This window comes from Amycolatopsis sp. NPDC028719 (assembly GCF_055565395.1).
Map to the genome: position 1 here is coordinate 1,084,726 of NZ_JBVHUL010000002.1, position 21,833 is coordinate 1,106,558.

Sequence of the window (21,833 nt, forward strand, 5' to 3'; positions counted from 1 at the left end):
AATGACTCATTCACCTCATCCGACGACAGGAATGGGTCATTCACTGCATCCGGGCCGCGATTCCGGCAGGCTGGCCGGGCGGCCGACCGGCCGGGCGCCCGGCGGGCCGGGCGGGCGGGCGGCCGAGCCGGGCGGCCGGCGGGCCAGGCGGCCGGCGGGCCAGGCGGCCAGCGGGCCAGGCGGCCAGCGGGCCAGGCGGCCAGCGGGCCAGGCGGCCAGCGGGCCAGGCGGCCAGCGGGCCAGGCGGCCAGCGGGCCGGGCGGCCGCCAGCGGCCGGAAGCCAGCGGGCCGCAGCCAGAAGCCAGCGGGCGAAGCCGGAAGCCGGGCGGGCGGCGGGCGGCGGGCGCGGGTCGAGTGTCGCGAATGACTCTTTCGCGACCTCCCTGCACGCCGCCGGCGGATCGGGCCTGGGGCCGTGGTGGTCACATCACCCTGCGTGTTCGCCGCCGCCCGTCCGAGTAATCACTCGTCCGTGTCTGATCCCGCGTCGACCCTCCCCGAATGCCGCAGTGCGCACTACTGGTTGTCGACGAACGGCAGGAAAGCCCGCCCCACCGTGACCGCTTCGTGGTTCCCGCGACTCGGAAGATCACCGTTGGCGAACGCCGGAATTCCCGCCGCCGCAAGGAATCCTTGCCCCCCGTGGCGATTTTGATAGCGTGGCCGGGCTTTCCCTCGCCGCCGGGTCACGTCCCGCCGCGGTGTCTCCCCGTTTTCCGTTCCGGCGAAAGGACTTTCTTCATGCGCACGACCCTGCTCCGAGCCGGGAGCCTGGCCGGCGTGACCGTCGCCGTGCTCACCGGCTCCGCCGGTGTCGCCACCGCCGGCGACGCCGTCACCGGGTCCGCCTTCGGCGCGTCGGCGAGCGTCTCCCTGCTGCCCGGGGTGCTCACCGACGGCAAGGGGATCACCGTCGACACCGGGCAGCTGGCCGGGTCGAGCAGCACCGGCCCCGCCGAGGCGAGCGTCGCCGACGTGCCGCTCAAGGGGCTCGTCACCGCCAAGGCGATCAGCAGCTCCGTCGTCGGCGGTGCCGGTTCCGTGGCCGCCAAGGCGAGCGTCGCCGAGGCGACGCTGCCGCTGCTCGCCGCGGCCGCCGGGCGCGTGCCGTCGATCCGGCTGATCAGCGCCCGCTGCGGGTCGGCCGACGGGCACGTCACCGGCAGCAGCGACCTCGCCGGCGTCAACCTCGGCCGGCTCGGCACGCTGCCCGCCGCCACTTCGCCCAACCAGACGCTCGGCATCCCCGGCGTCGCCGAGCTGATCGTCAACGAGCAGAAGCAGCGCTACGACGGCTCCCTGGAAGTCACCGCCCTGCACGTCAAGCTGCTCGGCGGCAAGACGACCGGTGCCCTCGGCAGCGGCGACGTCAAGCTGGCCTCCGTCACCTGCGGTCCGTCGAAGGAACGCGCTCCCGAGGCGCCGCCGCGGCCGGCCGGGCCCGGCCAGGTCGTCGTCGTTCCCGCCGGTGCCCCGCAGACCGGCGACGGCAGCCTCGCCGGCCTCGTCACGGAGGGCTGAGCCGGTGCTGCGCCGCGCCCTCCTCGCCGCCGTCTCCGCCCTGCTGCTCGCCGGCTGCGGCGGGGCGACGGCGACGCCCGCCGCCCCGCCGCCGGCACCCGTCTCCGCCGGGCTGAGCCGGTCCCTGCCGACCGCGCTGGACGTCCCCGCGATCGACGCGAAGTCGACGCTGGTGTCGCTCGGGCTCAACCCCGACCGCACCGTCGAGGTGCCGCCGGTCGACCAGCCGCTGCAGGCCGGCTGGTACGAGTACGGCCCCACGCCCGGCGAGATCGGGCCCGCGGTGATCCTCGGCCACATCGACGGCGACCACCGCAAGGGCATCTTCTGGCGGCTGCACGAACTGAAGCCGGGCGACCCCGTGCACGTCGGCCGCGCCGACGGCGGGCAGCTGACGTTCGAGGTGACGAAGGTCGACCAGATCGCGAAGAAGTCCTTCCCGACCGAAGCCGTGTATGGCAACACGTCCGAGCCCGAGCTGCGCCTGATCACCTGTGGCGGCAAGTACGACGCCGCCAACCGGAACTACCTCGACAACGTCATCGTGTACGCCAAGCTCAAGAACTGACGTCGAGCCGGCGGCGCGCGAAAATCGGTGGAACGCCACCGCCGCGCGCCGCTATCGTCCTGTCGAGCCCCGTCTCCTGGCCGAAGGACGTGCCGTTGTACATCGCGTGAGACACCCCGAGTGCTGAATCGTCGCGCGTCGCGCCTCTGCGCCGCGCCGCCTTTTGCTGCGGACTTCTCACGGAAACCGGTGTACTCCTGTGCTCGTCACTTGGGTCGTCGTACCCACCTGCCTGCCGCTCGTCCTCCGCCGCTGCCACGTGTGCGGGGCCGAGCGGTTCCGGGCGAACGGCAAATTTCGCGTCAACGCCCACCACAAGCTCCTCGACGCCTGGCTCCTCGCGCTCTGTACCGCGTGCGGGGACACGGTGAAGCTCACGGTCCTGGAGCGCGTGAACGTGCGCTCCGTCCGGCCGGAACTGCTGGACCGGCTGCAGAACAACGACCCCGGTCTCGCCGCCGAACTCCTCCAGGACCCGGTGCTGCGGCGCCGCAACCACATCGCCCTCGACTGGGACGGCGCGTGGCGTCTCGACACCGGCGACCCGGAGGACCTGGACCACGAGGTGATCGACGTCGAGGTCCGCTTCGCCGCGCGGATCCCGGTCCGGCCGGTGCGGCTGATCGCCGAAGGGTGCGGCCTTTCGCGGGCCGAAGTGGAGCGGCTGATCACGGAAGAAAAGCTCGTTTCAGCGGTCCGGCTGAGCGGCAAGCTCTCCGGCGGCTTCACCTTCACGCTGAAACGCTGAGCCACTGAGAACCGGACGGCGAGCCGCTCAGCCACGACCCGAGCGGCTCGCCTTCCGGAACTCCCGGTTGAGGCTCGCGATGCTGGCGAACGGGATGCCCTTCGGGCACGACGCCACGCATTCGCCGGTGTTCGTGCACCCGCCGAAGCCTTCCGCGTCCATCGTGTCCACCATGTCCAGCACCCGCTGGGCCCGTTCCGGCTGGCCCTGCGGCAGCAGGCTCAGGTGTGTCACCTTCGCCGCGGTGAACAACATCGCCGAGCCGTTGGGACACGCCGCGACACACGCGCCGCAGCCGATGCACGTCGCGTTGTCGAACGCCAGATCCGCGTCCGGCTTGGGGACGGGGGTCGCGTGGGCGTCCGGGGCGCTACCCGTCGGGGCGCTGACGTACCCGCCCGCCTGGACGATCCGGTCCAGCGCCGAGCGGTCGACCACCAGGTCCTTGATCACCGGGAAACCCTTGGCGCGCCACGGTTCCACGTCGACCACGTCACCATCGGAGAACGACCTCAAGTGCAGCTGGCAGGACGTCGTGCGCTCCGGGCCGTGCGCCTGCCCGTTGATCACGACGCCGCACGAGCCGCAGATGCCCTCGCGGCAGTCGTGGTCGAAGGCCACCGGTTCTTCGCCGTTCGCGATCAGCTCCTGGTTCAGCACGTCCAGCATTTCGAGGAAGGACATGTCCGGGCTGAGGTCGTCGACCGGGTAGGACACCAGCCGGCCCTCGGTGGCCGGGCCGGCCTGCCGCCAGATGCGGACGGTGAGTTTCATGTGTAGCTCCGCTGGGTCGGGTGCACGTGCTCGAAGGTGAGGTCCTCGCGGTGCAGCACGGGTTTCTCGCCGTACTCCCACGCGGCGACGTACGAGAAGTGCTCGTCGTCGCGCCGCGCCTCACCGTCGGCGGTCTGGTGTTCTTCGCGGAAGTGCCCTCCGCAGGACTCTTCCCGCGCGAGCGCGTCGATCAGCAGCAGCTCGGCCAGCTCCAGGAAGTCCGCCACGCGGTTCGCCTTCTCCAGCTCCTGGTTCAGCTCCGCCGCACCGCCGGGGATGCGGACGTCCCGCCAGAACTCCGCGCGCAGCCCCGGGATCCGGTCGAGGGCCTTGCGCAGGCCTTCGCGGCTGCGGGACATCCCGCAGTGGTCCCACATCAGCAGGCCCAGCTCGCGGTGGAACGAGTCGACCGACCGCGTCCCCCGCACCGAAAGCAGCCGCGAGATCCGGTCGCGCACTTCGGTTTCCACGCGCGCGACCTCGTCGTGGCCCGCCGGGACCTCGTCCAGCCGGGTTCCCCCGAGGTAGTCGTTGAGGGTGGCCGGCAGCACGAAGTAGCCGTCGGCGAGGCCCTGCATCAACGCCGACGCGCCGAGGCGGTTCGCGCCGTGGTCGGAGAAGTTGGCCTCCCCGATGACGAACAGCCCGGGGACGGTGCTCTGCAGGTCGTAGTCCACCCACAGCCCGCCCATCGTGTAGTGGATGGCCGGGTAGATCCGCATCGGCGTCCGGTAGGGGTCCTCCGCGGTGATGCGCTGGTACATGTCGAAGAGGTTGCCGTAGCGGGCTTCGATCGCCGGGCGGCCCATGCGCTCGATCGCGTCGGCGAAGTCCAGGTAGACACCCAGGCCGCCGGGCCCGACGCCGAGGCCCGCGTCGCACACGTTCTTCGCCGCGCGCGACGCGATGTCGCGTGGCACCAGGTTGCCGAAGCTCGGGTAGAGCCGCTCGAGGTAGTAGTCGCGCTCGTCCTCGGGGATCTCTTCCGGCGGCCGGGTGTCACCCTTCACCTTCGGCACCCAGATGCGGCCGTCGTTGCGCAGCGACTCGCTCATCAGCGTCAGCTTCGACTGGTGCTCCCCCGACCGCGGGATGCACGTCGGGTGGATCTGGGTGAAGCACGGGTTCGCGAAGTAGGCACCGCGCTTGTGCGCCCGCCAGATCGCGGTCGCGTTCGACCCCTTGGCGTTGGTGGACAGGTAGAAGACGTTGCCGTAGCCGCCGGTCGCGAGCACGACGGCGTCCGCGAGGTGCGTCTCGATCTCCCCGGTCACCAGGTCGCGCGCGACGATGCCGCGCGCCCGGCCGTCGACGACGACCAGGTCGAGCATCTCCGTCCGCGGGTGCAGCTCGACGTTCCCGGCGTCGATCTGCCGGGACAGCGCCTGGTAGGCGCCGATCAGCAGCTGCTGCCCGGTCTGGCCGCGCGCGTAGAACGTCCGCTGCACCTGCACGCCCCCGAACGACCGCGTGTCGAGCAGGCCGCCGTACTCCCGCGCGAACGGCACGCCCTGGGCGACGGCCTGGTCGATGATCTGCGCCGAGACCTGGGCCAGCCGGTACACATTGGACTCCCGAGACCGGAAGTCGCCGCCCTTCACCGTGTCGTAGAACAGCCGGTACACGGAGTCGCCGTCGTTGCGGTAGTTCTTCGCCGCGTTGATGCCGCCCTGCGCGGCCACCGAGTGCGCCCGCCGCGGCGAGTCCTGGAAGCAGAACTGCACCACGTGGTAGCCCTGCTCGGCCAGCGTCGCCCCGGCCGACCCGCCGGCCAGCCCGGTGCCCACCACGATCACGCGGTGCTTGCGCCGGTTCGCCGGGTTCACCAGCTTCGCGGTGAACTTCCGTTCGTCCCACCGGTTCTCCAGCGGAACCGCCGGTGCTTTGGTGTCGGCGACCGGGTCGCCGGTCAGGTAGTCCGCCATCAGTCCACCAGTCCCGTCATGATCGCGACCGGGACGAGCGCGTAGCCGCCCGCGATCACGACCGCCGTCGTGCTGCCGAGGATCTTGATCGCCCGTTCCCGGCGCGCGCTGGTGACGCCCAGCGTGCGCGCGGCGCTGGCGAAGCCGTGGTGGATGTGCAGGCCGAGCATCGCGAGGGCGACGAGGTAGATCACGTTGACCCACCAGACCTGGAAGTCCGCCACGAGGTTGTGGTACGGGTCACCCGGCACGAAGTCCCGGTTCACCGAGCCCACGGTGAAGTCGAGGATGTGCCAGACGACGAACACCGCGAGCGTCGCGCCGCCCCAGCGCATCGTGCGCGTCGCGAAGGTCGCGCGCACCGGCCGCCGGTGGACGTAGCGCACCGGCCGCGCCCGCAGGTCGCGCCGGACCAGCTGCACCGCCGCCGTGACGTGCAGGACGAGCGCGAGAAGCAGGACCACGCGCTGGATCCAGAGGAACCACGCGTAGTGCAGGACCGGTTCGCCGATGGTCCGCAGCCAGTGCGCGTAGTGGTTGAGGTCGTCGGCACCGAGGAACGTCTTCAGGTTGCCGACCATGTGCGCGAACACGAACGCGAGCAGCAGGGCGCCGCTCACCGCCATGACGATCTTCTTGCCGATCGTCGAGTCCCAGAACCGGCGGAGGTCCGAGCGCCGCCGCACCGCGAGGTCGTTTGCCACCTGACCGACGTTAGGAGCGCGCGCACCAGAGGTCAAAGACATCATGACTCTGCCCTCGATAGTCAGCAGCTATCATGACGCGATGCAGCTGCACCAGCTCGCCTACTTCGTCGCCGTCGCGGAGCACCGGCACTTCACCCGCGCCGCCGAAGAGATGCGGGTCGCGCAACCCTCGCTGTCCCAGCAGATCCGCACGCTCGAACACGATCTCGGCGCGCCGCTGTTCCACCGGATCCGCGGCAACGTCTCGCTCACCGAAGCCGGTGAGGTCCTGCTGCCGATCGCGCGGCGGATCCTGGCGGAGACCGAATCCGCGCGGCTCGCGATCCGGGAGCTGGACGAGCTGGACCGCGGCCGGGTGCGGCTCGGCGCACCGCCCAGCCTGTGCACCGGCCTGCTGCCCACGATGCTCTCGGCGTTCCGGCGCCGGTACCCGGGCATCCAGCTGGAGCTGCACGAAAGCGGGTCGGGCGACCTCCGGCAGCGGCTGGCCGAAGGCGCGCTGGACCTGGCCCTGCTGGCCGGGGCCCGGATGTCCGGCGACCTCCACCTGGCGACGACCCCGCTGCTGCTCGAGGAGCTGGTCGTGATCTCCCCCGCGGACGCACCGGTGCCGCGCGCGGGCGCCCGGCTCGACGTCCGCGAGCTCGCCGACGTCCCGCTGGTGATGTTCCGCCGCGGCTACGACGTCCGGGAAGCGACGGTCAACGCCTGCCGCACGGCCGGGTTCGAACCGTCGTTCGCCATCGAGGGCGGGGAGATGGACGCCGTGCTGGAGCTGGTGCGCGCCGGCGTCGGGTCCGCGGTGGTGCCGAGCACCGTCGCCGGCGAGCGCTTCCTGATGACGCGCTTCGTGCCGGAAGCGGGGATGACCCGGATCGTGCAGCTGGCCTACCGCAAGGAGGTCGAACCCACCCGGGCCGTCCGGGCGCTGCGCACGGCGATCGTCGGGTTCGTGGCCGATCGCGCGAGCCTCCCGCCCGGCATCGAGTCCCTTGTGGACAGAGGCGCCCGACCAACGGAGGGTTGACCGGCGCCGCGTTCAGGAGTCCGATGGACGCCGTGAATCGTCTGCGCTCGGCCGCCGTGCTCGTCGTCCTCGCCGGTTCCCTCCTGGCCCCGGTCCCCGCCTCCGCCGCTGCTCGAACCGGTCTGGGTTTCGACCTCGACGCGGCCACCATCCCCGAACTCCAGCAGCGGATGGATCACGGTGGTCTCACCGCCGTCCGGCTGACCACGGCCTACCTGCACCGCATCGACGTCCTCGACGGCAAGGTCCACTCGGTGGTCGCCGTCGACCCCGGTGCGCTCGGGGCCGCCGCCGCCAGCGACGCCCGCCGCCGCGCGCACCGCACCCTCGGGCAGCTGGACGGCATCCCGGTGCTGCTCAAGGACAACATCGACACGCGCGCGCAGCCGGCCACCGCGGGGTCGCGGGCGCTGCCGCGCAGCCGCCCGGCCGCCGACGCGGCGCTGGTCGACCGGCTCCAGCGCGGCGGCGCGATCATCCTCGGCAAGACCAACCTGTCCGAATGGGCCAACTTCCGCTCCACGCACGCGACGTCGGGCTGGTCCGGGATCGGCGGCCAGACGAACAACCCCTACGTCCTCGACCGCAACCCGTGCGGCTCGTCGTCGGGCTCCGGCGCCGCCGTCGCGGCGACGCTGGCGCAGGTCGCGATCGGCACCGAGACCGACGGCTCGATCGTGTGCCCGGCCGGCGCCAACGACGTCGTCGGCGAAAAGCCGACCCTCGGGCTCGTCAGCCGGACCGGCGTCGTGCCGATCTCCGCCGAACAGGACACCGCCGGGCCGATGGCGCGGCACGTCGTCGATGCCGCCGTCACGCTGTCCGTGCTGCAGGGCCGCGACCCGGCCGACCCCGCGACGGCGGCGATCCCCGCCGGGCAGCCGCGGGACTACGCGGCGCTCCTGCACCCGGGTGCGCTGCGCGGGGCGCGGATCGGCGTCTGGCGGCTGGCCGGCCTGGACGCCGACGTCGACCGGGTCGTCGGGGACGCCGTCCGGACGCTGACCGCCCGCGGGGCCACGGTCGTCGAAGTGGACCTGCCGTACCAGGATCAGATCGGGGCCGCCGAGACGCCGGCGCTGCTCACCGAGTTCAAGCGCGACCTGAACGCCTACCTCACGCACCGGCCGGGGCACCCCGCCACGCTGAACGAACTGATCGCCTTCAACCGCCGCGACCCGATGGAGCTGTCGAAGTTCGGCCAGGAGCTGTTCGAGCAGGCCGCGGTCGCGGCCACCCCGAGCGATCCGACGTACCGGCAGCAGCGGGCGACGGCCACTTCGCTGGCGCGGCGGTCGATCGACGAGACACTCGCGCGGCTGCACCTGGACGCGATCGTCGCGCCCACCAACAGCCCGGCGTGGAAGACCGACTACGCCGCCGGTGACGCGTACGTCCTCGGTTCGTCGACGCCGGCGGCCGTCGCGGGCTACCCGAACGTGTCGGTCCCGGCCGGGTTCGCGGGCCCGCTGCCGATCGGCGTCTCGTTCTTCGCCGGCCGCTGGGCCGACGCCCGTGTCCTCGCCTTCGCCGCGGCGTTCGAGCGCGCCGCCCCGGCGCGCCGGGCCCCCGCCTTCCTGCCCGGCTCTCGTTAAGGTGGGGGCCGACGGTGAGGAGGGCAGCCGATGGTCACCCGCGCGGAGCGGAACGCGACGGACCCCGACCTGGGTGTCCTTTCGGGACGGCTCCTGTTCGCGGTGCAGCGGGAGCTGTTCGCCACGCTGGCTTCCCAAGGGTTCGACGATCTGAAGCACCGCCACGGCGCGGTGCTCGCCTACCTCGACGCCGACGGTGTCCGGGCGACCGAGCTGTCCCGGCTTTCGGGGCAGTACAAGCAGATCATCGGCACCCTGATCGACGAGCTGGAATCGCTCGGGTACGTCGAACGCCGGCCGGACCCGAGTGACCGCCGAGCGAAGCTGATCTGCCCGACCGAGCGCGGCCTGGCCCAGATGCGCGCGGCGGACGAGATCATGGCCGCCATCCAGCGCCGCCACGCGGACCGCCTGGGCCACGAGGACTACGAACGCTTCAAGCGCACGCTGGCCGACATCACCGAGCACCAGCGCGCCCACCTCACCCCGGCCGCCGACTGACACTCACACGTGATGCCCCTCCAATCACACGTGATGCCCGCTCAATCACACGAGATGCCCGTCCAATCACGCGAACCGACCCTCCAGGCACGCGAACCGACCGTCCGGGTACCTGCGGCCCGGGCTGTCACACGCGCTCCGCGAGCCACCCGGCCACCTGCTGCCAGCTCTCGTGCGCCGGGTCCATGACGTGGAAGTGGTCGGCACCCGCGACTTCGACGTACCGGGCGCCCTCGGCATGTTCGGCATACGTCCGGCTGTACACGGCCGGAACCACGTCGTCCGCGTCGCCGTGCAGCACCAGCACCGGCGCTCCCGGCTCGCCCAGCTCGCTCGGCGAAGCGACCGCGTAGCGCTCGGGCACCTCGTCGACGTGGCCGCCCAGCAGCAGGTTCACCACGCCTTCGCCGACGCCCGCCACGACCGCCGGCCAGAACTCCGGGTACGCGGGCTCCGGCGCCCCGGCCGGTGGCTCGGCGGCCGGGTCCGCGAGGACCGTGCCGAACCCCGCCCGGTCGGCCGCAGCCAGGTCCAGCACCCCGGCCAGCGAAACCGCCGCCACCGGGACCACCTTCGGCGCCGCCCCGGCCGCGCCCGCAGGCAGGTTCGCGCGGTGGGCGGTCCACACCGCGAGGTGGCCGCCGGCGGAGTGCCCGACCACCGTGACGCGAGCGAGGTCGAGCGCCGGGTCCAGGTCCGCGACGGCGTCGATCGCGGCCGCGGTGTCCTCGAACGTGGCGGGCCAGCCGCCGCCGTCGCCGAGCCGGCGGTAGTCGGCGTTCCAGACGGCGTACCCGCGGGCGACCAGGTCGTCGGCCAGGCGGGTCATCGAACGGCGGTCGAACATCGCCGTCCAGTACCCGCCGTGCAGCAGCACCGCCACCGGGAACGGCCCGGCGCCCGGCGGCAGGTACAGCTCCCCCACCTGCGCCGGGTGCGGCCCGTAGGCGATCGTGCGCACCCGCCCGCGCTCGTCGTCGTAGCGGGCGCCGCGCCGCGCGCTCACCAGCGCGTCGATCGTGCCGAAGAACGCCGCGATCCGCGGGTCGTCGCCGCCCTTGGCCTTCGACTCGTCCCACGCGGCGTCGTCGGTCCATTCGACGACGTCCAGCCACGTCTCGGCGTCCAGCCGCACCAGCTTCGCCGAGACGAACCCGCGGCGTCCCTCCCGGAACGCGGCCAGCATCCCGGGCCGCGCGGCGAGCATCGCCGACGTCCGGTCGGCCCGGACGGTGAACGTGGTCAGCTCGATGACGGCCATGGCATCCCTTCCAATTAGTCCAAGTTCATGACTATCACGTTTTCGGACTACTTGTCACGCGGACGTGCGCGCGCTCGCCCTGCCGCCCGACCAAGCTCAGGAACTCGACCGGGCCGACGCTCGTGGCCCCGAACCAGTGCGGCGTGCGCGTGTCGAACTCCGCGACCTCGCCGGGCCCGAGCACGAGGTCGTGCTCGCCGAGCACCAGGCGGAGCGTCCCGTTCAGCACGTAGGCCCAGTCGTGACCCTCGTGGGTGCGCAGCTCGGGCTCGCGGTCCCCGGCGGGCAGGACGAACTTGTACGCCTGGATCCCGCCCGGCCGCCGGGTCAGCGGGATGATCGCCGAGCCGTCCTCACACGCGATCGGCCGCAGGGTGACGCGCGGGTCGCCCGTCGGCGGCGCGTCGACCAGCTCGTCGAGCGTCACGCCGTAGGCGCGCGCGAGCGGCAGGAGCTGCTCCAGCGTCGGGCGGCGCAAGCCGGCCTCCAGGCGGGACAGGGTGCTCGCCGAGATGCCGGTCTGCTCGGCCAGCGTGGTGAGTGTGGTCTCCCGTTGCTGCCGGAGGCGCTTGAGCCGCGGCCCCACGGCATCGAGGGCCCGGTCGATCGAGTCGTCCATCCCCCCATTTTGCCGATCGGCAAGAAGCTTTGCCAATCCGGTCGTGCCGAAGGCACGGTGGCCGGGTGAACGACTTCGACCGGCCCTACTGGGACCAGCACTGGCGGCACGCCCGCCACCACGGCACCGAACCGAACCCCCACCTCGTCCGCGAGATCGCCGGCCTCACGCCCGGCACCGCACTGGACGCCGGCTGCGGCCGGGGCGCCGAAGCCGGCTGGCTCGCCGCCCGCGGCTGGGCCGTCACGGCCGTGGACATCTCGATCGAAGCCCTCAACCAAGCCGCGGCGAACACCGTGGCCTGGGTACGGGCGGACCTGACGACCTGGACGCCCGGCACGGACTTCGACCTGGTCACGACCCACTACGCCCACCCGGCGATGCCGCAGCTCGCCTTCTACGAGCGCATCTCCGAATGGGTCGCCCCCGGCGGCACGCTGCTCGTCGTCGGCCACGCGCGAGGACACCACGTCGCCGAAGCGTCGGCCACGGCGGCGGACATCACCGCGCTCCTCGACGGCTGGGAGATCGGCACCGCCGGCGACCACGGCCCCGACGTCGTCGTGCGGGCCAGGAGGACGGCATGAACACCACGATCGACGACCCGCGCCGGCGCCGCGCGATCCTGATCGGCGTCTGCCTCGCCCTGATGGCGGTGGTCGCGTCCGTCTCCGGGCTCACCGTCGCCCAGCCGCAGCTCGCGGTCGAGCTCGGCGCGTCACAGGCCACCGTCCTGTGGATCGTCAACGGCTACGCCATCACGCTGGCCGCGCTGCTCCTGCCGCTCGGCGCGGCCGGCGACCGCCTCGGCCGGAAACCCGTACTGCTCACCGGATTGACGCTCTTCGGCGTCGCGAACCTCGCGGCGAGCCTCGCGCCGTCCACCGGAACCCTGCTGGCGGCCCGGCTCCTCGCCGGCGCGGGCGCGGCGATGATCATGCCGGTCACCCTTTCCGTCATCACGTCGACGTTCCCGGACCAGGAGCGGTCCCGGGCGATCGGCGTCTGGACCGGGGTCGCCGGCGGAGGCGGGATCCTCGGCATGTTCCTCTCGGCGGTCCTGGTCGACCTCGCGAGCTGGCGCTGGCTGTTCGTGCTGCCGATCGCGCTGGCCGCGGCGGCCGCCGTCGTGACCCTGCGGTCGGTGCCGGACTCCCGCTCGCAAAACCGGCAGCGGTTCGACGCGGTCGGCGCGGGACTGTCGTCGGTCGCCGTCGTCGCGGTGGTCTTCGTACTCCACGAAGGACCGGACCGCGGGTGGACGGCACCGCTGACCCTGCTGAGCCTCGCCGCCGGGGTCCTCGGCGGCGCCGGGTTCGCCGCGTGGGAACTGCGCCACCCCGCACCGCTGCTCGACGTCCGGCTCTTCCGCGAGCGCGGCCTGGCCGGCGGTTCCGGGACCCTGCTGGCCGTCTTCGGCGTCCAGGCGGGGATCTTCGTGGTCCTCTTCCCCTACCTGCAGGCGGTGCTCGGCTGGTCCGGCTTCCGCGCCACGTGCGCGTTGATGCCGACGGCGCTGCTGATGATGGCCGCGTCCGGCCTCGCTCCGCGGGTCGCCGCCCGGATCGGCAGCCGCCCGGTGATGGCGGCGGGCCTCGTCGTGAGCGCGACGGGCCTGGGCCTGATGGCCGCCTTCGTCTCCGTCGAGGGCGGCTACCTCTCGATCCTGCCCGGGATGCTGCTCATGGGGCTCGGGATGGGCCTGACGATGACTCCGGCGACCGAAGCCATCACCGGCTCGCTGCCCCGGGACCAGCAGGGCGTGGCGTCCGCGCTCAACGACGTCACGCGGGAGCTGGGCACGGCGCTCGGCGTCGCATTGCTCGGCACGATCCTGACCGCCGGCTACCGCGGTGCCGTCGAGTCCCGGCTGGCCGGGGTGCCGGCCGAGGTCGCGCTCCGGGGCGTCGCGAACGCCGTCGCGGCCGGTCCGGCGGTGGCCGATGCCGCGCGAGAATCCTTTGTGGACGGTTGGCGGCAGTCGATGTGGGCCGGCGCGGGTGTCTTGGTGCTCGTCCTCGTGCTCACCCTGGTGAAGCGCCCCTTATCGATTCAGAGATCCTCTGCTAGCCTGCGTCGCGGGACGGCTCCGGCCGGTGCCCTGGGGACCGACTCCGAGGAGATGGAATGACGGCAATCGCCCGTGTCCGTGGTCGTGAGGTGCTCGACAGCCGGGGCAACCCGACCGTCGAGGTCGACGTCGTGCTGGAGGACGGCTCGCTGGGCCGCGCCGCGGTTCCCTCGGGTGCCTCGACCGGCACGCGGGAGGCGGTCGAGCTCCGCGACGGCGACAAAGCGCGCTACCACGGCAAGGGCGTCCGCAAGGCCGTCACCGCGGTCAACACCGAGCTCGCCGAGGCGGTCGTCGGGCTGAACGCCGAAGCCCAGGCCGAGGTCGACGCCGCGCTGATCGCCGCGGACGGGACGCCGAACAAGGCTCGCGTCGGCGCCAACGCGACGCTCGGCATCTCGCTGGCCGTCGCGAAGGCGGCCGCGGCGGCGAACACGCTGCCGCTGTACCGGTACGTCGGCGGCGTCTTCGCCCACCAGCTGCCGATGCCGATGATGAACATCGTCAACGGCGGCGCCCACGCCGACAACCCGATCGACTTCCAGGAGTTCATGATCGGCCCGGTCGGCGCGGAAACCTTCGCCGAGGCTGTGCGGATGGGCTCGGAGGTCTTCCACACCCTGCGCGCGTCACTGAAGAAGGCCGGGCACGGCACCAACGTCGGCGACGAAGGCGGCTTCGCGCCCAACCTCGCCTCGGCCGACGAAGCGCTCGAGTTCGTCGTCCGCGCCATCGAGGAGAGCGGATACACCCCCGGCGAGGACATCGCGCTGCTGCTCGACCCGGCCGCGTCGGAGTTCTACGACAACGGCGTCTACGACTACCGCGGCGAAGGCATCAAGCGCAGCGTCGAAGAGCACGTCGCCTACCTCGACGAGCTGACCACGCGGTTCCCGATCGTCTCGATCGAGGACGGCCTCGCGCAGGACGACTACGACGGCTGGAAGCAGCTGACCGACCGGATCGGCGACCGCGTGCAGCTCGTCGGCGACGACGTCTTCTGCACCAACGTCAAGCTGCTGCAGGACGGCATCGACCGCGGGATCGGGAACTCGATCCTGATCAAGGTCAACCAGATCGGCACGCTGACCGAAACGCTGCTCACCGTCGACACCGCGCACAAGGCCGGCTACTCCGCGGTGATGTCGCACCGCTCCGGCGAAACCGAGGACACGACGATCGCCGACCTCGCCGTCGCCACCGGCTGCGGCCAGATCAAGACCGGATCGCTGTCCCGGTCCGACCGCACGGCCAAGTACAACCAGCTCATCCGCATCGAGGAGGAGCTGGGCGCCGAGGCCCGGTACGCCGGCCGCGCCACCCTGCGCGGCCGGCGCTGATCGGCGGACCGCGCCGATCTGTAGTGCCATAGGACGGATGAAGACTTTTCACTCCTTCCTGGACAAGGTGGACGAACGACTGGGTGACGGGCTCGAGCACGTCCTGTGCGCGCACCACCGGAGACGGCTGCGCGACCTCGGCTGGGGTGACGTGCTCGAGCCCGGCGGCTCGGCGGACCGGCTCGGCGGCCGGGCGGCGGTCCGCGACGGCAACCGCGTCGAGGTCCTGATCGACGGCGAGGAAAGCCTGCCGGCGATCGAGGACGCCATCCGGAGCGCGAAGTCCCACGTGCACATCGCCAACTGGCACGCGAGCGCCGACTTCCGGCTCACGCGCGAGCCCGGCGCCCTCACCCTGCGGGAGCTGCTGGCCGAGACCGCCGCCCGCGGCGTCGAGGTACGGGTGCTGCTGTGGGCCGGGCCGCCGGTCCCGGCGTTCCAGCCGACGCGGAAGCTCGCCCGGCGCGAGCAGCGGAAGTTCACCGACGGCTCGGCCGTGCGCTGCGTGCTGGACTCCCGCGAACGGACCATGCACTGCCACCACGAGAAGCTCGTGGTGGTCGACGACGCGGTCGCGTTCGTCGGCGGGGTCGACTTCACCGCACTGGAGGGCGACCGCCACGACAGCCCCGACCACCCGCCGCGGCCGATCGGCTGGCACGACCTGGCGTCCCGGCTCGAAGGGCCGGTCGTCGCCGACGTCGCGGACCACTTCCGGCGGCGGTGGACGGAGGTCGCCGACGAGGACCTGCCGGCCCCGCACGCGCCGGAACCGGCCGGCGGCAGCCGCGTCCAGCTGCTGCGCACGGTCCCGAACAACACCTACAACTTCGCCCCGAAGGGCGAGTTCACGATCCTCGACGGGTACCTGCGGGCGTTGCGGTCCGCGCGGCGGCTGGTCTACCTGGAGAACCAGTTCCTCTGGTCGCCCGAGATCGCCGAAGTGCTGCTCGACAAGCTGCGGAACCCGCCGGACGACCGCTTCCGCGTGGTCCTTCTGCTGCCGCGCAAGCCGAGCAACGGCTCCGACACCACCCGCGGCCAGCTGGGCCGGCTCCTCGACGCCGACGACGGCAACCGCCGCCTGCTCGCGACGACGATCAGCGCGCACAGCGCCGACACCGGGGACGCCTCCTCCCCCGTCTACGTGCACGCGAAGCTCGGCATCGTGGACGACGAGTGGCTGACCGTCGGGTCGGCGAACCTCAACGAGCACTCGCTGTTCAACGACACCGAAGTCAACATCGCGACCGACGACCCCGACGTCGTCCGCGCGACGCGGCTGCGCCTGTGGGCCGAGCACCTCGGCCGGGACGTGGCCGAGGTGGACGGCGACCCGGCGGACGTCGTCGACCACCTCTGGCGGCCGCTGGCCGAGGAGCAGGCCGAGCGGGAACGCCGCGGTGAGCGACGCACCCACCGGCTGGTACTGCTCCCCGGCGTCTCCCGGCGGGCAGGCCGGCTGCAGGGACCACTGCGTGGACTCCTCGTCGACGGCTGAAGCGAAGATCGCCCGCCCGCTCTAGATTGGGCGGCATGACTTCCACCGCCGATAAGGCCACCCGGCTGCAGGAGCTGCACGCCGCGCCCGAGCTGCTGCTCGTCGTCAACGTCTGGGACGCCATCACCGCCAAGGTCGTCGCCGAGACGCCCGGCACGCAGGCCCTCGCCACCCCGAGCCACGGCATCGCCGCCTCGCGCGGCTACCCCGACGGCGAGAAGATCCCGCGCGACGAGATGATCGCCGAGGTCGCGCTGATCGTGCGGACCGCGGGCGACCTGCCCGTCACCGCCGACCTCGAAGCCGGCTACGGCGACCCCGGCGGCACCATCGCCCGCGCGATCGACGCCGGCGCGGTCGGCGCCAACCTGGAAGACCAGATGAAGCCGCTGGGCGAAGCCGTGAAGGCAGTCGAAGCCGCCGTCGCGGCCGCGCAGAAGGCCGGCGTCGACTTCGTGCTCAACGCCCGCACCGACGCCTTCCTCAAGACCGACCCCGAGACCGCGCTGGCCGAGGCGATCACCCGCGGCCGCGCCTACCTCGACGCGGGCGCGTCCAACTTCTTCGTACCCGGCAAGCTCGACGAGAACCAGGTCGCGCGGCTCGTCGAAGAGCTGGGCGAGCGCAAGGTCAACCTCATCGGCATCCCCGGCTCGATCCCGCTGAAGCGCGCGCAGGAGCTCGGCGTCTCGCGCGTGTCCTACGGGCCGTGGAGCCAGAACGTCGCCCTGACCGCGCTGGCCAAGCTCGCCGAAGACGTCTACGCCGGCGGCGGCCTGCCCGCCGACACCCGCAAGCTCAACTGATCAGCGGATCCGCAGCTTCCGCATGAGCTTGAGCCCGGACAGCATGCTTTCGACGTACTTCTCGTAGCCCTGTCCGGGCCGCGGGCCCATGACCTGCTTCTTCAGCACGGCCAGGTTCTGCCCGTCGGTGTACTTGAGCAGGCCCTGGTCGCCGTGGCGGGCGCCGACCCCGGAGCTCTTCACACCGCCGGACGGCGTCCCCTTGGTGGCGAACGCGGTCGCGAGGATGTCGTTGATGTTGACGTTGCCGGACTCCAGGCGGGCCGCCACCGCGCGCGCGGCGCCGATGTCACGGCTCCAGACCGACGCGTTGAGGCCGTAGTCGGTGTCGTTGGCCAGTTCGACGGCTTCGTCGACGGTCCGGTACTTGTGCAGGGCGATCACCGGCCCGAAGGTTTCGGTGACGCCGCAGACCATGTCCTTCGTGACGCCTTCGAGGATCGTCGGCTCGAAGAACGCCGGCCCGAGGTCGGGGCGCGGCTTGCCGCCGCACAGCACGGTCGCGCCCTTCGCGACCGCGTCGTCGACGTGCTCCTTGACGCGGCTCAGGTGCTCGGGCGAGACGAGCGAACCCATGTCGGGCCCGAAGTCGTAGGCCGCGCGGACGTCCAGCGCGCGCGTGGCCGCCACGAAAGCGTCCTTGAACTCGTCGTAGCGGGACTGCGGCAGGTAGATCCGCTCGATGTGCATGCAGATCTGGCCGGTGTTGCCGAACGCGCCGAAGATCGCGCCCCGCACGGCTTCGGCGATGTGGGCGTCGTCGAGCACGATCATCGGGTTCTTGCCACCCAGCTCCAGGCAGCAGCCGATGAGGTTGCGCCCGGCCCGCTCGCCGATCACCCGCCCGGTGGCCGTGGAGCCGGTGAACATCACGTAGTCGGCCTGGTCGATGAGCGTCGGGCCGACGTCGGGGCCCTCGCCGCAGACGACCTGGAACAGGCCCTCCGGCAGCCCGGCCTCCTCCAGCATCTCGATGCCGTAGAGCGGGGACAATGCCGTCTTGTTGTCCGGTTTCAGGACGACCGCGTTGCCGGCCATCAGCGCCGGGATCGCGTCGGAAATGCCGGTGGCGAACGGGAAGTTCCACGGCGCGATGATGCCGACGACCCCCTTGGGCTGCCGGACCTCGGTCGACGTCGTCAGCAGTGGCACCGGGCCGCCGCGCTTCACCGGCGCCAGCAGCTTCGCGGCACGCCGCAGGTAGTGGCTCATCACCATGGCGGGGTCGCAGGTCTCTTCGATCGCCATCCGCCGGTTCTTGCCGCTCTCGACCTGGATGAGGTCGGCGACGGCCCGCGCGCGGTCGACGAAGAGCGCGTGTGCCCGCTTGAACACCGTCAGGCGCTGCTTGAGCGGCGTGGCGGCCCACTTCCGCTGCGCCGCACGGGCCGTGGCGAACGCCTGCTCGATGTCGGCCGGTGTCGACTGCGGCAGCTCGACGAGCGTCTCGCCGGTGTAGACCTCGGTGAGCTTCCAGGTCTCGCCGGCCGAACCCGGCACGCGGGCGACCAGCTGCCGCAGGAAGGCGTCGGTCACCGAGGCCGGTCGGGTGAGCTGCAGCGGAGTCACGGTCACGATCCGCTCCCGAGAACGAGGTGCGCGCCCAGTTCGCCGATCATGATGGCGGGCGCGTTGGTGTTGCCGCCGGTGATCGACGGCATGATCGAGGCGTCGCAGACCCGCAGGCCCTCGACGCCGCGCACCTTGAGGTCGGGACCGACGACGGCGAGCTCGTCGACGCCCATCCGGCAGGTGCCGACGCCGTGGTAGACCGACGTCGCGCGGTTCAGGATCGCGTCGCGCAGATCCTGGCCGCGCAGGTTCGTCCCCGGGTGGATCTCCTCCTTGACCGCGCCCTTGAACGCCTTCGACGCGAAGATCTCGCGGACCATCTCCGAGCCTTCGGCGAGCACTTCGAGGTCGGCCGGGTCGGAGAGGTACTGGAAGTCGATCAGCGGGGCGGCCGTGGGATCGGCCGAGGCGAGCCGCAGCGTGCCGCGGCTCTTCGGGTAGATCAACGTGGACAGCACGGTGAGCGCCGGGCGCTTGTCGACGTCGTGGCGGATCGGCGCGTCCTGGTTGGGCGAGACGTAGGCCCACGGCAGGAGGTGCAGCTGGAGGTCGGGGACGGCGTCGGCCTGGGAGGTCCGGAGGAAGGCGACCGCCTCGAAAACGGAGTTGGCCAGGAACGTGGTGCCGGGCTTCAGCAGCTCACGCGCCAGGCCGCGGGCGAAGTACGACGCCGCGCCCTTGTTCTTGCTGGACGACACGTGGAACGTCAGCGCGTGGAACATGTGGTCGTGCATGTTGTCACCGACGGGCAAGTCGGCGCGGACGGCGATGCCGTGCTCCTCGAGGTGCTCGGCGTGGCCGATCCCGGACAGCATGAGCAGCTGCGCGGAGCCGGCGAACCCGGCCGAGAGGATGACCTCCTTGCCGGCGCGGACGACGCGGCTCCCCCGGCCGTCGGCGACCTCGACGCCGATGGCGCGGCCGTTCTCGAAGAGGACCTTCTTCACCAGCACGCCGGACTGCAGCTCGAGCGTCGGCGGCGCGAGGTGGTGGAGGTAGCCGCGGGAGGCGCTGTAGCGCAGGCCGTCGGCGGCGTTCTGCTGCATCCGGCTGACGCCCTCTTGGGACTCGGCGTTGTAGTCGTCGAGGATCTTGCAGCCGAGCGCGTCGGAGGTGGCCTCGATGAACTGCAGCGAGCCTTCCTGCGGGATCTTGTTCCGGGTGACGCGAATCGGACCCCCCGCGCCGCGGAACGCGTTCTCGCCGTCCTCGAAGTCCTCCATCCGCTTGTACGCGGCGTTGACGCTGTCGGCGTCCCAGCCGGTGTTGCCCTCGGCGGCCCAGGAGTCGAAGTTGGCACGGTTGCCGCGGACGTAGACCATGCCGTTGATGGAGCTGGAGCCGCCGACGACCTTGCCCCGCGGCACCGGCATCCGGCGATCGAGAACGTGTTTCTGCGGGATGCCGTAGAAGCCCCAGTCGAAGGGCTTCTTGAGCTGCGGCACGGCGTGCATCGGGCCGACCAGGCCCGGCTTCTTGATCAGCAGCCGCTCGTCGCTCTTCCCGGCCTCGAGGACGATCACGCTGGCACCGGACTGCGCCAGCCGGCCCGCGATCGCCGCCCCCGAGCTCCCCGACCCGACGACGACGTAGTCGGCTTCGTCGCCGCGCGGCGCCTTCTTCGCCATGTCCGCTCCTCGATCCGGCCCGCCTCAAACTATAACCTGTTCTAGTTTGCTCACGGTATAGCTTCGCCGCCTCGGAGCGCAACGGGTACGCCTAGGACCCGCCCATGGCCTTCTTGATCTCCGCGACGAGCTTGCGGACCTGGCCGGCGTCCACGCTGTTGTAACAGAACGTGTTCATGTCCACCTGGTCGCCGCCGCTCGCGGGATTCTCCACGACGTCGGTGGAGGCACCTTCGACGGTGAACGTCAGCCGTCCGGGGCGCGAGAACCCGGGTTCGGCATTGCTGATGTCCTTGATCTTGGTGACGCTGAAGGTGTGCTTGCGGTCGTTGCCGAACAAGCCGTCCTTGAGGGCCGCGCTGATGGTGACTTCCGTGCCGCTGAACCGGATCGACCGGCGTCTGGCGTGCATGTTTCCTCCCCGGAACCGGAGGAAAAACTGTAGGCGGTCACTCCATCGGGCGACAAGCAATCCGGGACGAAATGGCGTCACAATCCGCCGCTGCGCGCAGGCCGGGCGGCCATCCGGCGGCGCCGTACCGCCCGGTTGCCGGTCAGAGGCCCTGCCTCAGGGCGTCCGCCGCCCGGGCCAGGTCCGCACGGACCTCCCGCGCCACTCGGGCCGCGCCCTTCGACTGGTGCCGCTGGAGGCTGAGCGCGTACACGTTCCACAGTCCCGTGACCGCCGCCGCCGTGATGCGGACGATCGGGTCGTCGGGCGCCGTGCCGGCCCGCTTCGCCAGCGCCTCGACCGCCGCCTCCGTCAGGCGGTCGCGGGCCGCGCGGTGGTGGGCCACCAGTGCCGGGGTGGTGCGGATCAGCTCACCGAACCGGCGGACCTCCTCCCAGCCGTGCCGGCGCGCCGACGCGAGCAGGAAGTCGAGTTCCTCGCCGAGCACCTCGAGCGCCGCGTCCAGGGGCGGGGTGTCGGCGAGCCGGGCGCTCAGCGCGTCCACCTGGGTGTCCCAGCGGTCGGCCAGCAGCGCCTCCTTGCTGCCGAAGTGGTTGAAGACCGTCTTTTCGGTGACCCCGCACGCGCGCGCGACGTCGGCGACGCGGACCGCGTCGAACCCGCGCTCCAGGAACATCACGGTCGCCGTGTCCGACAGCTGCTGCCGCAGTTCGCGCTTCCGCCGCTCGCGCAGCGTCTCGGGTTTCAGCACCACGACATCGTACAGCAGGAGTACTGTTTACAGTGACTGTAACGAATGGAGTGACCGATGAGCGAGTTCGAGATCGTCCGCGAGTACCCGCAGCCCCGCCCCCGGGTCTGGCGCGCCCTCACCGACCCGGCCCTGGTCCCGCGCTGGACGTCGACCGGCCGCGGCGGCAGACCCGAAGGGTTCGCGCCGGAAGTCGGCACGCGGTTCCGCTTCGTCGGCCGGCCGGTCCCGGGCTGGGACGGCACCGTCCGCTGCGAAATCCTCGCGGCCGACGAGCCCGAACTCCTGAGCTTCAGCTGGCGCAACCAGGAAACCGACCCGCCCAGCACTGTGACGTGCCACCTGACCGAGACCGAGGCGGGCACCCGCCTTAGTTACCGTCACACGGGATTCCGCGGCGCGGGCGGGTTCTTCATGGCCCGCCTGCTGCACCGCGTCCGCCGCCGCATGCTCACCGAAGGCTTTCCCGAAGTCCTCGCCGCCGGCGACTGGTGAAGGTGACCGCC

21 protein-coding genes are annotated in these 21,833 nt (G+C 71.8%); 12 read left to right on the plus strand and 9 right to left on the minus strand.

The genetic code is table 11. From position 1 onward, the window contains the following. Nucleotides 1-741 precede the first annotated feature (741 nt). From ACZ4TR_RS13125 to ACZ4TR_RS13135, 3 genes are all read left to right on the plus strand, one after another. Complete coding sequence (locus ACZ4TR_RS13125; RefSeq protein ID WP_465287219.1) at nucleotides 742-1,521, plus strand: choice-of-anchor P family protein; 780 nt, start codon at nucleotides 742-744, stop codon at nucleotides 1,519-1,521. Between the two features lie 4 nt (nucleotides 1,522-1,525). Then, nucleotides 1,526-2,089: a class F sortase gene (locus ACZ4TR_RS13130; RefSeq protein WP_465287220.1), complete on the plus strand. Its 564-nt coding sequence runs from the start codon at nucleotides 1,526-1,528 to the stop codon at nucleotides 2,087-2,089. 199 nt (nucleotides 2,090-2,288) lie between these two features. After that, a complete protein-coding gene (locus tag ACZ4TR_RS13135) occupies nucleotides 2,289-2,837 on the plus strand; it encodes a DUF1062 domain-containing protein (protein ID WP_465287221.1) in 549 nt (182 codons plus the stop codon). A 27-nt stretch (nucleotides 2,838-2,864) separates the two neighbouring features. Here the strand turns inward: ACZ4TR_RS13135 and ACZ4TR_RS13140 are convergent, their stop codons facing one another. The 3 genes from ACZ4TR_RS13140 to ACZ4TR_RS13150 are packed head-to-tail and all read right to left on the minus strand — an operon-like array spanning nucleotide 2,865 to nucleotide 6,240. After that, entirely contained in the window at nucleotides 2,865-3,611 is a 747-nt protein-coding gene (locus tag ACZ4TR_RS13140) for a succinate dehydrogenase/fumarate reductase iron-sulfur subunit (protein WP_364521975.1), read from the minus strand. Further along, nucleotides 3,608-5,536 carry a fumarate reductase/succinate dehydrogenase flavoprotein subunit gene (locus ACZ4TR_RS13145; protein WP_465287222.1) on the minus strand — a complete coding sequence of 643 codons (1,929 nt, stop codon included), beginning with the start codon at nucleotides 5,534-5,536 and terminating at the stop codon, nucleotides 3,608-3,610. The genes ACZ4TR_RS13140 and ACZ4TR_RS13145 overlap by 4 nt, the downstream gene beginning before the upstream one ends. Beyond that, the gene (locus ACZ4TR_RS13150) at nucleotides 5,536-6,240 is read right to left on the minus strand and encodes a succinate dehydrogenase cytochrome b subunit (RefSeq protein ID WP_364521971.1); all 705 of its coding nucleotides are present in this window, start codon (nucleotides 6,238-6,240) and stop codon (nucleotides 5,536-5,538) included. Before ACZ4TR_RS13150 ends, ACZ4TR_RS13145 begins: the two co-directional genes overlap by 1 nt. 82 nt (nucleotides 6,241-6,322) lie before the next feature. Between ACZ4TR_RS13150 and ACZ4TR_RS13155 the strand changes: the two genes are divergently transcribed. From ACZ4TR_RS13155 to ACZ4TR_RS13165, 3 genes are read left to right on the plus strand one after another with little or no spacing between them, the layout of a single operon-like run. Continuing rightward, on the plus strand, nucleotides 6,323-7,270 hold the full coding sequence (locus ACZ4TR_RS13155; protein ID WP_465287223.1) for a LysR family transcriptional regulator: 948 nt from the start codon (nucleotides 6,323-6,325) through the stop codon (nucleotides 7,268-7,270). A 23-nt stretch (nucleotides 7,271-7,293) separates the two neighbouring features. After that, complete coding sequence (locus ACZ4TR_RS13160; RefSeq protein ID WP_465287224.1) at nucleotides 7,294-8,865, plus strand: amidase; 1,572 nt, start codon at nucleotides 7,294-7,296, stop codon at nucleotides 8,863-8,865. A 30-nt stretch (nucleotides 8,866-8,895) separates the two neighbouring features. After that, on the plus strand, nucleotides 8,896-9,366 hold the full coding sequence (locus ACZ4TR_RS13165; RefSeq protein ID WP_465287225.1) for a MarR family winged helix-turn-helix transcriptional regulator: 471 nt from the start codon (nucleotides 8,896-8,898) through the stop codon (nucleotides 9,364-9,366). 127 nt (nucleotides 9,367-9,493) lie between these two features. Here the strand turns inward: ACZ4TR_RS13165 and ACZ4TR_RS13170 are convergent, their stop codons facing one another. After that, a complete protein-coding gene (locus ACZ4TR_RS13170; protein WP_465287226.1) occupies nucleotides 9,494-10,627 on the minus strand; it encodes an alpha/beta hydrolase family protein in 1,134 nt (377 codons plus the stop codon). A 34-nt stretch (nucleotides 10,628-10,661) separates the two neighbouring features. Beyond that, on the minus strand, nucleotides 10,662-11,246 hold the full coding sequence (locus tag ACZ4TR_RS13175; protein WP_465287227.1) for a helix-turn-helix domain-containing protein: 585 nt from the start codon (nucleotides 11,244-11,246) through the stop codon (nucleotides 10,662-10,664). 65 nt (nucleotides 11,247-11,311) lie between these two features. On the opposite strand from ACZ4TR_RS13175, the gene ACZ4TR_RS13180 reads away from it, so the two are divergent. The 5 genes from ACZ4TR_RS13180 to ACZ4TR_RS13200 are packed head-to-tail and all read left to right on the plus strand — an operon-like array spanning nucleotide 11,312 to nucleotide 16,964. Beyond that, entirely contained in the window at nucleotides 11,312-11,833 is a 522-nt protein-coding gene (locus ACZ4TR_RS13180; RefSeq protein ID WP_465287228.1) for a class I SAM-dependent methyltransferase, read from the plus strand. Next, a complete protein-coding gene (locus ACZ4TR_RS13185; RefSeq protein WP_465287229.1) occupies nucleotides 11,830-13,377 on the plus strand; it encodes an MFS transporter in 1,548 nt (515 codons plus the stop codon). The genes ACZ4TR_RS13180 and ACZ4TR_RS13185 overlap by 4 nt, the downstream gene beginning before the upstream one ends. Next, entirely contained in the window at nucleotides 13,374-14,657 is a 1,284-nt protein-coding gene (gene eno, locus ACZ4TR_RS13190; RefSeq protein WP_465287230.1) for a phosphopyruvate hydratase, read from the plus strand. The genes ACZ4TR_RS13185 and eno overlap by 4 nt, the downstream gene beginning before the upstream one ends. Before the next feature lie 37 nt (nucleotides 14,658-14,694). Continuing rightward, on the plus strand, nucleotides 14,695-16,158 hold the full coding sequence (locus tag ACZ4TR_RS13195; protein WP_465287231.1) for a phospholipase D-like domain-containing protein: 1,464 nt from the start codon (nucleotides 14,695-14,697) through the stop codon (nucleotides 16,156-16,158). Nucleotides 16,159-16,193: 35 nt separating this feature from the next. Beyond that, nucleotides 16,194-16,964 carry an isocitrate lyase/PEP mutase family protein gene (locus ACZ4TR_RS13200; RefSeq protein WP_465287232.1) on the plus strand — a complete coding sequence of 257 codons (771 nt, stop codon included), beginning with the start codon at nucleotides 16,194-16,196 and terminating at the stop codon, nucleotides 16,962-16,964. Here the strand turns inward: ACZ4TR_RS13200 and ACZ4TR_RS13205 are convergent, their stop codons facing one another. From ACZ4TR_RS13205 to ACZ4TR_RS13220, 4 genes are all read right to left on the minus strand, one after another. Beyond that, on the minus strand, nucleotides 16,965-18,539 hold the full coding sequence (locus ACZ4TR_RS13205) for a succinic semialdehyde dehydrogenase (RefSeq protein WP_465287233.1): 1,575 nt from the start codon (nucleotides 18,537-18,539) through the stop codon (nucleotides 16,965-16,967). It abuts the gene before it with no gap. Further along, nucleotides 18,536-20,164: a GMC family oxidoreductase gene (locus ACZ4TR_RS13210; protein ID WP_465287234.1), complete on the minus strand. Its 1,629-nt coding sequence runs from the start codon at nucleotides 20,162-20,164 to the stop codon at nucleotides 18,536-18,538. The genes ACZ4TR_RS13205 and ACZ4TR_RS13210 overlap by 4 nt, the downstream gene beginning before the upstream one ends. Nucleotides 20,165-20,255: 91 nt before the next feature. Then, nucleotides 20,256-20,576, minus strand: coding sequence for a hypothetical protein (locus ACZ4TR_RS13215; protein WP_465287235.1), 321 nt, complete (start codon nucleotides 20,574-20,576; stop codon nucleotides 20,256-20,258). 142 nt (nucleotides 20,577-20,718) lie between these two features. Beyond that, on the minus strand, nucleotides 20,719-21,327 hold the full coding sequence (locus ACZ4TR_RS13220; RefSeq protein ID WP_465287236.1) for a TetR/AcrR family transcriptional regulator: 609 nt from the start codon (nucleotides 21,325-21,327) through the stop codon (nucleotides 20,719-20,721). Nucleotides 21,328-21,384: 57 nt separating this feature from the next. On the opposite strand from ACZ4TR_RS13220, the gene ACZ4TR_RS13225 reads away from it, so the two are divergent. Then, entirely contained in the window at nucleotides 21,385-21,822 is a 438-nt protein-coding gene (locus ACZ4TR_RS13225) for an SRPBCC family protein (protein WP_465287237.1), read from the plus strand. Nucleotides 21,823-21,833: the final 11 nt, after the last annotated feature.